Below are 9,205 nucleotides of genomic sequence, written 5' to 3'. Positions count from 1 at the left end.
CCTTCCGCGTGGCGCATGCGGAAGCGGAGCAGGGCGTGCGGCGCCAGCGCGCGATGCGCGTCGAACGCGTCGAGGCCGGCCACGACGCTGCGGTACGAGCGCATTTCCGGATCCGCGATGCCCTTCACCTGGACCGATGGCACGGGCTCGTCGGCGTGTGCAGCCGGCAGGATGCAAGCGAGCGCGAACAATAACGCGACAGGCCTGGTTCTCATGGCGTGGCTCCTTCGGGCGCGACGAACGCGAGGTCGACGACGGCATCGTTGCCCCAGCCGGCGTCATACAGCGGCAGCTCGAACTGGCGACCCTTCACCTTCAGCGGCAGCGTGCGCTCGCCTTCGCGCAGCATGGCGGACGCGAGCGGCGATTCCACGTTCACGGACCATGTGCGGTCCTGGTCCTTGAAGAAGCTGCACCAGTCGCCGGTCAGGAACACGGTGTTGGCCAGCGCGACGACCCAGAACGGCGCCTCCTTCTTGGCGACGGTGACGAAGACCTGGCATTCGAGCCGCAGGTCGCCCAGGCGGCGCTGGTTGTCGGCCAGGCCGGGCGTGCGCACGTAGGGCCAGACCCGGACGTCCTTGCGCTTGCGGCTCAGCACCAGCTCCGCGTCCGCATCCCACGCCGGCTGGCTGCGCGGGACGTCGAACAGCGCGTCCGTGCCGACCGGCAGTGCCAGAGTAAACGCGTCGGCGGTCAGCTTCGCCGTCGGCAGGTCGCCTTCCAGAAGGGCGCCGCCACGCTTGCGTACGGCGAACCGCAGTTGCGGGACGGCGGGCGCCAGCGCGTGCTGCGCGTCGAAGGTGTCGAGGCCGGCGGCGATGGCGCGGTAGGAATGCATCTCCGGATTCTTGATCGCATTCACGTGCACTACGCCTTCGCCGTTTGCGCTCGGGTTTGCGCCCGGCTCGATGTCCTGCGCGTAAGCCGACGCGGACAGCAGGGCGAGGGCGACGAGGGCGGGGCGCACGGCCTCAGCCTTCGTCGCGCCAGCGGCGCATGCGGATGGCGGCATACAGCATCAGGACGCCCATCGCGACGCCGATCCAGGCATCGATCCCGGCCAGCGACAGGTACGACTGGGACACGAGCCCGCTCATGTCGACGCCGTTCTCGGTCGGGCGCACTCCGGTCTGCAGGGCTGGCTGGAACGTGAACCAGATGCCGGGCACGATGCCGCCGAGGATGCGGGCGACGACGTCGCTCGCGTAGTGCGACAGCAGCAGCGTCTGGCCGGAGAAATTCTCGAGCGCCGCGTTGATCCACTTGATGATGACGAGCGCGACGACCGGCACGCCGACGGCCCACAGGAACGGCTTCGATTTCGCCCAGCTGGACACGAGGATCAGCCAGCCTACGGTCGGCAGCGCCCATACGACGTACACCGGCAGCAGTGCGGCGAGGCGCAGCGGCGACAGGTACAGATCGGACGACGCCAGCAGCGACGCGAACAGGTTCAGGCCCTGCGTACTGAGCGCCAGGCAGGCGATGACGAGCAGCGCCAGCGAGGTGGCGACGGCCAGCACGAGCGTGATCGCGGGCGCGACGACCGTCGCCATGGCGGCCTTCGACAGCACCGTCATCGGATCGGACACGGGCAGCGACTTCCAGAACAGGATGCTGCGGTCGCGGCGCTCGTCGTACAGTGCACCGAGGCAGTAGAAGAACACGACGCCGACCAGGATCGCAAACAGCGGCGCCGATGCGCCCAGGTACATGCCGGTGGCGATCTTCGCGACCACCAGCTTCGCTTCCTCGGGCAGGATCTGGTCGAGGCGGGCGTGATCCAGCGTCTGGCCGTTGACCGTCACGTGCGCGGGAATGCCGTGCTGCATGATGCCGTAGGTGATCGTGCAGCCCAGCAGCACGACGAGCAGCGAGCCGACGATCAGCGGTGCCCAGAACATCGAGCCTTTATGCTCCCAGAACTCGCGCCTGAGCAGCCATTTCATGGTGTTCGAGTTCATGCGTAGGTTCCTTTCATGGTCGCGACGAACAAATCGGCGACGGAGGGATTACGGGTTTCGCCGAGCGCGGCCAGCTGCTGGCGCGACGCGCCGCCGGGGCCGGCATCGAACAGCATCACGGCCTTGCCGAACACGGTGCGGCGGTCGAGCGGCTGCAGCGCGTTGGCGGCGCTCAGTTTTTCCTGCGGCACCATCACTTCGACATAGCGCTCGCCGATCTCTTCCATCGATGCGGCCAGCACGATGCGGCCGTCGCGGATGAACATCAGGTCGGTCAGGATGTGCTCGACTTCCTCGACCTGGTGCGTCGTGATGACGATCGTCTTGTGCTCGTCAAAATAGTCCTCCAGCAGGTTCTGGTAGAACTGCTTGCGGTAGATGATGTCGAGGCCCAGCGTGGGCTCGTCGAGCACGAGCAGCTTCGCATCGATGGCCATCACGAGGGCCAGGTGCAGTTGCACGATCATGCCCTTGGACATTTCCTTGACCTTCATGCCCGGCTGCAGCTTCGTGTTCGCGATATAGCGTTCCGCTTTCTCCCGGTTGAAGCGCGGGTGCACGCCGGCCACGAAGTCGATGGCGTCGCGCACGCGCAGCCAGCGCGGCAGGATCGCGACGTCGGCGATGAAGCAGACGTCCTGCATCAGCTCGTCGCGGTGGGTGCGCGGGTCGAGGCCCAGCACGGACAACTGGCCCTCGAACGGGATCAGACCGAGCGCGGCCTTCAGGGTGGTGGTCTTGCCCGAGCCGTTCGGACCGATCAGGCCGACGATGCGGCCGGCGGGGATGGTGAAGTCGATGCCGTTCACCGCCGTGCGCTTGCCGTAGCGCTTCGTCAGGTTTTTCGCTTCGATTACGGCGCTCATTTGTCGCCTCCGGCCGGTTCACGCAGCAATTGATCGATGTTGAGGCCGAGGCGGCGGATTCGCTCCAGCATCGCCGGCCATTCCTCGCGCAGGAAGCGCTCCCTTTCGCTGGCGAGCAGTTTCTCGCTCGCGCCTTCCGTGACGTACATACCGATCCCCCTTCGTTTTTCTACTAAGTTGTCGTCGACCAGTTCCTGGTAAGCCTTCGAGACCGTGATCGGATTCAGCTGGTATTCCGCTGCGATCTGGCGCACGGAGGGGAGCGGATCCCCGGCCTTCAGGGCGCCATCGAGCATCATACCGATCACCCTGTCCTTCAACTGCCGGTAGATTGGAGAGTTGTCATTCCAGCCGATCGTCATTGCCGGCCTCCTTGCGTCGCGGTGCAGTCCATGTCATGCCTGCCTCCATGTTGGTGATGTAGAGTCGTGGTGTTGTAGTGAAGTATAACACCATGTCGGCAGCGGTCAATACGAGGGTGACCTAGCAGGATTGAGAGGGGTTAGATTGTTTGTCCGTCGAGGTCGAAGCGCAGGATGCGTCCGTCCTCGTCGATTGCGATCCAGCCGCCGCGGACGGGATCCGCGTCGAGTTCCCAGTCGGGCAGCACATAGCGCCGCTTGCCGCCGGCCTCGTGCAGGGCAGGCCGGTGGGTGTGGCCGTGGATGATGATGTCCGTACCCGTGTCCGCATGCAGCGCGGCGACAGCGGCCGGGGTGACGTCCATGATCTCGTACGATTTTTCGCCGTGCGCCGCGCGGCTGCCTTCGCGCAGGCCGGCGATGATCGCCTTGCGCTGCGCCAGCGGCATGGCGAGGAACTGGCTCTGCCATGCCGGGTCGCGCACCTGGGCGCGGAAGGCCATGTACTTGACGTCGTCCGTGCACTGGGCGTCGCCGTGCACGAGGACGACCTGGCAACCGCCGATGGTCGCCACGTGCGGTTCGGGCAGCAGGGTGAGGCCGGCCGCCTCGGCGAAGCCGGTGCCGACGAGGAAGTCGCGGTTGCCGCCGAGCCAGTAGACGGCCGTGCCGCCATCGCTCACGCGGCGCAGCGCGGTGGCGACGCTGCGGTTGAACGGGTCGTCGAGGTCATCGTCGCCGGCCCAGTATTCGAAGATGTCGCCGAGCAGATAAAGCCGCTCGGCATGCGCCGCACGTTCGGCCAGGAAGCGGAAAAAGGCTTCGGCCGTACGCGGGTGGGATGCCTGCAGGTGCAGGTCGGAAATGAAGAGTGCGAGCGTGCGCGCGGTCATGTGCTACCAGGATCAATCGCCGGAGCAGGGCGCCCGCGCGTCATGCCTGCCTGTTCAGATTACTGGACGACTTCGATTTTTTCGATGACGACGTCGTCAGCCGGTACGTCCGAGTGCATGCCGGCACGGCTCGTCTTGACGTTGTTGATCTGGTCGACGATGTCCTGGCCTTCGACGACCTTGCCGAACACGGCATAGCCCCAGCCGTCCTGGCCCGGGTAGTTCAGGAAGTCATTGTTCTTGGTGTTGATGAAGAACTGGGCCGATGCCGAGTGCGGGGCCATCGTGCGGGCCATGGCGATCGTGTACTTGTCGTTCTTGAGGCCGTTCTTCGCTTCGTTCTCGACGGTCTGCTCGGTCGGCTTTTGCTTCATGCCCGGCTCGAAACCGCCGCCCTGGATCATGAAGTCCTTGATCACGCGATGGAAGATCGTGTTCGAGAAGTGACCCTTGTTCACGTAGTCCAGGAAGTTGGCAACGGTCTTCGGTGCCTTGTCGGCGTCCAGTTCGACCTTGATGTTGCCCTTGTTGGTGGTCATGAGTACGGTGGTCATGTTTTTTCCTATCGTTGGAGTTGCGAGTTCGTTATTTTACTTTATCGCCCTTGAGGAGGGTCGCGGACTGGATCGTGACGGGCGTGACCGGCACGTTTTCGAGGCCCCGGATGTCGTCCACGACGACGGCCTTGATCTTGTCGACGACGTCCTGGCCCTTCACGACCTTGCCGAATACGGTGTAGCCCGAGCCCTGCATGTTCGGATAATCGAGCCCGGGATTGTCGACCACGTTGATGAAGAATTGCGAAGTGGCCGAGTCCGGATTCGATTCGCGCGCCATGGCGACGGAATACTTTTCGTTCGACAGGCCGTTGTTGGACTCGTTCCTGATCGGTTTGTTCGTCTTGCGTCCATGGAACTGGGCATCCATGCCGCCGGCCTGGATCATGAAGCCGTCGATCACGCGGTGGAAGATCGTGCCCTTGTAGAAGCCGGCTTTGACGTACTTGAGGAAATTGTCCACGGTGATGGGTGCTTTTTCCTGGTTCAGCTCCAGCACGATCTCGCCCATCGACGTTTTCAGCGAGACTTGCGGGTCGGCGGCGAACGCGGCTGCGGACAGGGTCAGGGCGGCCACACCTGCGACAAAGCGGGCAGTAAAGCGGGCGCCGGGCGATTTCAGGACGTGCATCGTAGCTTCCTCTCGGTGGATATAGCGCAAAGTGCTGTCAAGGGTTTTGCAGAAAAATAAACCTATGGCATATGCGGCCAGTCGGGATTTTATCAATGCTATACTTTGCGACGGACTGCCGATTCTATCAAAAAGAACAAGGTTCCCAAGATTCGCTGTCCTGACACTCCCGACGCGCCTGCCACGTCACGGCACTGCCGCAAGGCTGCGTTTCGAGCGTCATGCTCCAACCCTCTAGCAAACATCCGATGAGCCAACTCAAGATCTACAACACGCTCGCGCGTGACAAGCAGGTATTCGTTCCCCTCCAGTCCGGCAAGGTCAACATGTACGTGTGCGGGATGACGGTTTACGATTACTGCCACGTCGGTCACGGCCGGATGATGATGGCGTTCGACGTCATCTACCGCTGGCTCAAGGCATCGGGCTACGAGGTCAAATACGTCCGCAACATCACGGATATCGACGACAAGATCATCAAGCGCGCCGTCGAGAACAATGAAACGATGACGTCGCTCACGACCCGTTTCATCAAGGCGATGGACGAAGACACTGCTGCCTTGGGCATCCTGCCGCCGGATTTCGCGCCGCGCGCGACGGAGTACGTGCCGCACATGCTGTCGATTATCGAAAAGCTGGAAACGAAGGAACTCGCCTACCGGGGCGAGGACGGCGACGTGAACTATGCCGTGCGGAATTTTCCGGGCTACGGCAAGCTGTCCGGCAAGTCGCTGGACGACCTGCGCGCCGGCGAACGCGTGGACGTGAACACGGGCAAGCGCGATCCGCTCGACTTCGTGCTGTGGAAGGCCGCCAAGGAATCCGAGCCCGACGAAGCCAAATGGGATTCGAAATGGGGTAAAGGTCGTCCGGGCTGGCACATCGAGTGCTCGGCCATGTCGTGCGCCATGCTGGGCGAACACTTCGACATCCACGGCGGCGGCGCCGACCTGCAGTTCCCGCACCACGAGAACGAGATCGCCCAGTCGGAAGGCGCGTTCGGCCCGCCGATGGCGAACTACTGGATCCACAATGGCTTCGTGCGCGTCGACAACGAGAAGATGTCCAAGTCGCTGGGTAATTTCTTCACGATCCGCGACGTCCTCAAGAAATACGATGCCGAAGTCATCCGCTTCTTCATCCTGCGTGCCCACTACCGCAGCCCACTGAATTACTCGGACGTCCATATCGACGACGCGAAGGGCGCGCTGACGCGCCTGTACACGGCCTTGTCCGAGGTGGACCTCGGCAGCGAGCCGGTCAGCGTCGACTGGGACGAAGCCCATGCGCAGCGCTTCCGCGACGCGATGGACGACGATTTCAATACGCCGCTGGCGGTGGCCGAGCTGTTCGACCTGGCCACGGAAGTCAACAAGAGCAAATCCGTCGCGGCCGCGCGCCAGCTGAAGGCGCTGGCCGCCGTGCTGGGCCTGCTCGAACGCAGCCCGCAAGCCTTCCTGCAGGCCGGCACGCCGGGCGAGGGTGGCCTGACTGAGGCTGCGATCGTCGACGCGATCGCGCGCCGCGCCGCCGCCAAGAAGGCGCGCAATTTCGCCGAGGCGGACGCGATCCGCGCCGAGCTGACCGCGGGCGGCGTCGTGCTCGAGGACAAGCCGGACGGCAGCACCAACTGGCGTCGCGCCTGACCGGCCCTCCGCGCACGAGCATGGCACTTTCCAAGGACCTCGCGGGCGCCGTCCCGGCGCCGCCGGACGTTCAGCCTTCCGTCCCACCGTACTGGGCGGAGGCGAAGGCCGAGCTCATGCGTCGGGACCGCATCATGAACAAGCTGATCCCGCAATTCGGCGATATGCACCTGCGTGGCCATCCCGACCCGTTCACCACGCTGGCCCGCTCCATCGTCGGCCAGCAGGTGACGGTCAAGGCCGCCGAGACCGCCTGGATGAAGCTGCGCACGCTGTGCCCGAAGATGACGCCGTCGCAGGTCATCAAGGCCGGCGCGGAAGAACTGGCGGGCTGCGGCCTGTCGAAACGGAAGACGGAATACATCCTCGACCTGGCCGATCACTTCAAGGCGAAGCGCGTCCATGCCGACCAATGGTCGCAGATGGATGACGAAGCCGTCATCGCCGAGCTGGTCCAGATCCGCGGCATCACGCGCTGGACAGCCGAGATGTTTTTGATATTTAATCTGCTCAGACCGAACGTCCTGCCCCTGGACGATCCCGGCCTGATCCAGGGCATCAGCCAGAATTACTTCTCCGGCGAGCCGGTTTCGCGCAGCGATGCGCGCGAGGTCGCCGCCAATTGGGAACCCTGGCGAACAGTTGCCACATGGTATTTGTGGCGTAGCCTGGATCCGGTTCCGGTATAGAATAGCGCCCTTGCCGCCGCGCGGATGATCTTCCGCGGCCACGAACACACCCGGAGGTACAATGAGTAAAACAACTTTCCTCAGTTTCGAGCAGCCGATTGCCGAGCTCGATTCGAAAATCGAAGAGCTGCGCTTCGTGCAGGACGATTCCGCCGTCGACATCTCGGAAGAAATCGACCGCCTGGCCAAGAAGAGCCAGCAACTGACGAAAGACATCTATGCCAAGCTGACCCCTTGGCAGGTTTCCCAGATCGCCCGCCATCCGCAGCGTCCGTACACGATGGATTATGTGAACGCGATCTTCACCGATTTCCATGAGCTGCACGGCGACCGTACCTTCGCCGACGACCAGTCGATCATCGGCGGCCTGGCCCGCTTCAACGGCCAGTCCTGCATGGTCATCGGCCACCAGAAGGGCCGCGACACGAAGGAACGCGCGATGCGCAACTTCGGCATGCCGCGTCCGGAAGGCTACCGCAAGGCCATGCGCCTGATGAAGGTGGCCGAGAAATTCAACCTGCCGATCTTCACGTTCGTGGACACCCCCGGCGCCTTCCCCGGCATCGACGCGGAAGAGCGCGGCCAGTCGGAAGCCATCGGCCACAACCTGTACGTGATGGCCGAGCTGAAAGTGCCGCTGATCGCCACGATCATCGGCGAAGGCGGCTCGGGCGGCGCGCTGGCGATCGCCGTCGGCGACGCCGTGCTGATGCTGCAGTACGCGACGTATTCCGTGATTTCGCCGGAAGGCTGCGCGTCGATCCTGTGGAAGACGTCTGAGCGAGCGGCGGACGCGGCCGACGCCCTCGGCCTGACGGCGCACCGCCTGAAGGCGATGGGCCTGATCGACAAGATCGTCAACGAACCGCTGGGCGGCGCCCACCGCGACCCGGCCCAGATGGCCCAGATGCTCAAGCGCGCGCTGGCCGACACGCTGCGCCAGTTCCAGGGCATGAAGACCAGGGAACTGCTGGATGCCCGCCACGCCAAGCTGCTGGCCTACGGCAAGTTCAAGGAAACGACGCCGCGCGAAGAGTGAGCCGTCGTACGCAGGGGGCGGCCGTGATTGTCGCCCAGTTCGGGCAGGCCATCGCGGCCCTGCGCGAAGCATACCTTCCCGATGCCATGCCGCCCGTCGCGGTCGCCCTCAGCGGCGGCCTCGATTCGATGGTGCTGCTGCACCTCGTGCACGCGCACGGCCTGAACGCCCGCGCCTTCCACGTCCACCATGGGCTGAGCCCGAATGCCGACGCCTGGCGCGACCATTGCGCGGCCGCCGCCGCTGCGCTGGGCATCCCGTTCGACTGGCGCGCTGTCGTCGTCGCGAAAGGGAAGAGCGGCATCGAGGCTGCCGCGCGCAAGCTGCGCTACGCGGCGCTCGGCGAGATGTGCCGGGCCCATGGCGCCGGCGTGCTGCTGACGGCCCATCACCTCGACGACCAGGTCGAAACGGTGCTGTTGCAATTGCTGCGCGGTTCCGGTCCGGCCGGCCTGTCCGGCATGGATCCCGCCAACCGCGCGCCCGGCCTGCTGGGCGACGAACGCCTGGCCATGGCGCGCCCGCTGCTGGGTGTCGCGCGCGCCGACCTCGAAC

Annotated in this window: 11 protein-coding genes and 1 pseudogene; 4 read left to right on the top strand and 8 right to left on the bottom strand. The window is 64.4% G+C overall.

Annotated elements, in window-relative coordinates; genetic code table 11:
- The 8 genes and pseudogenes from ACEN88_RS17710 to ACEN88_RS17675 form a co-directional block, all read right to left on the bottom strand.
- Nucleotides 1–215, bottom strand: a pseudogene (locus ACEN88_RS17710) (hypothetical protein); the annotation flags it as partial.
- On the bottom strand, nucleotides 212–970 hold the full coding sequence (locus ACEN88_RS17705) for a hypothetical protein (RefSeq protein ID WP_413341611.1): 759 nt from the start codon (nucleotides 968–970) through the stop codon (nucleotides 212–214). The gene ACEN88_RS17705 and the pseudogene ACEN88_RS17710, both read right to left, overlap by 4 nt.
- 4 nt (nucleotides 971–974) lie before the next feature.
- Nucleotides 975–1,967, bottom strand: coding sequence for a hypothetical protein (locus ACEN88_RS17700; protein WP_413341609.1), 993 nt, complete (start codon nucleotides 1,965–1,967; stop codon nucleotides 975–977).
- A complete protein-coding gene (locus ACEN88_RS17695) occupies nucleotides 1,964–2,833 on the bottom strand; it encodes an ABC transporter ATP-binding protein (RefSeq protein WP_413341607.1) in 870 nt (289 codons plus the stop codon). Before ACEN88_RS17695 ends, ACEN88_RS17700 begins: the two co-directional genes overlap by 4 nt.
- Entirely contained in the window at nucleotides 2,830–3,195 is a 366-nt protein-coding gene (locus ACEN88_RS17690) for a GntR family transcriptional regulator (RefSeq protein WP_413341605.1), read from the bottom strand. Before ACEN88_RS17690 ends, ACEN88_RS17695 begins: the two co-directional genes overlap by 4 nt.
- A gap of 140 nt (nucleotides 3,196–3,335) precedes the next feature.
- Nucleotides 3,336–4,088: a UDP-2,3-diacylglucosamine diphosphatase gene (locus tag ACEN88_RS17685; RefSeq protein ID WP_413341603.1), complete on the bottom strand. Its 753-nt coding sequence runs from the start codon at nucleotides 4,086–4,088 to the stop codon at nucleotides 3,336–3,338.
- A 59-nt stretch (nucleotides 4,089–4,147) separates the two neighbouring features.
- On the bottom strand, nucleotides 4,148–4,642 hold the full coding sequence (locus tag ACEN88_RS17680; protein ID WP_413341601.1) for a peptidylprolyl isomerase: 495 nt from the start codon (nucleotides 4,640–4,642) through the stop codon (nucleotides 4,148–4,150).
- 31 nt (nucleotides 4,643–4,673) lie between these two features.
- Complete coding sequence (locus ACEN88_RS17675) at nucleotides 4,674–5,276, bottom strand: peptidylprolyl isomerase (RefSeq protein ID WP_413341599.1); 603 nt, start codon at nucleotides 5,274–5,276, stop codon at nucleotides 4,674–4,676.
- A gap of 248 nt (nucleotides 5,277–5,524) precedes the next feature.
- Between ACEN88_RS17675 and cysS the strand changes: the two genes are divergently transcribed.
- From cysS to tilS, 4 genes are all read left to right on the top strand, one after another.
- Nucleotides 5,525–6,922 carry a cysteine--tRNA ligase gene (cysS, locus tag ACEN88_RS17670; protein ID WP_413341597.1) on the top strand — a complete coding sequence of 466 codons (1,398 nt, stop codon included), beginning with the start codon at nucleotides 5,525–5,527 and terminating at the stop codon, nucleotides 6,920–6,922.
- A 20-nt stretch (nucleotides 6,923–6,942) separates the two neighbouring features.
- Nucleotides 6,943–7,611, top strand: a complete 669-nt coding sequence (locus ACEN88_RS17665) for a DNA-3-methyladenine glycosylase family protein (protein WP_413341595.1) — start codon at nucleotides 6,943–6,945, stop codon at nucleotides 7,609–7,611.
- 61 nt (nucleotides 7,612–7,672) lie between these two features.
- Nucleotides 7,673–8,650 (top strand): acetyl-CoA carboxylase carboxyltransferase subunit alpha, encoded by a 978-nt coding sequence (locus ACEN88_RS17660; RefSeq protein ID WP_413341593.1) that lies wholly within the window; start codon nucleotides 7,673–7,675, stop codon nucleotides 8,648–8,650.
- Between the two features lie 23 nt (nucleotides 8,651–8,673).
- On the top strand, nucleotides 8,674–9,205 hold a 532-nt coding region (tilS, locus tag ACEN88_RS17655; protein WP_413341591.1), incomplete at its 3' end, for a tRNA lysidine(34) synthetase TilS.

This window comes from Massilia sp. CT11-108 (genome assembly GCF_047302915.1).
GTDB lineage: Bacteria > Pseudomonadota > Gammaproteobacteria > Burkholderiales > Burkholderiaceae_D > Telluria > Telluria orientalis.
Note: the sequence above shows the minus strand (reverse complement) of the source record. Positions and strands in the feature narration are given on the sequence as shown.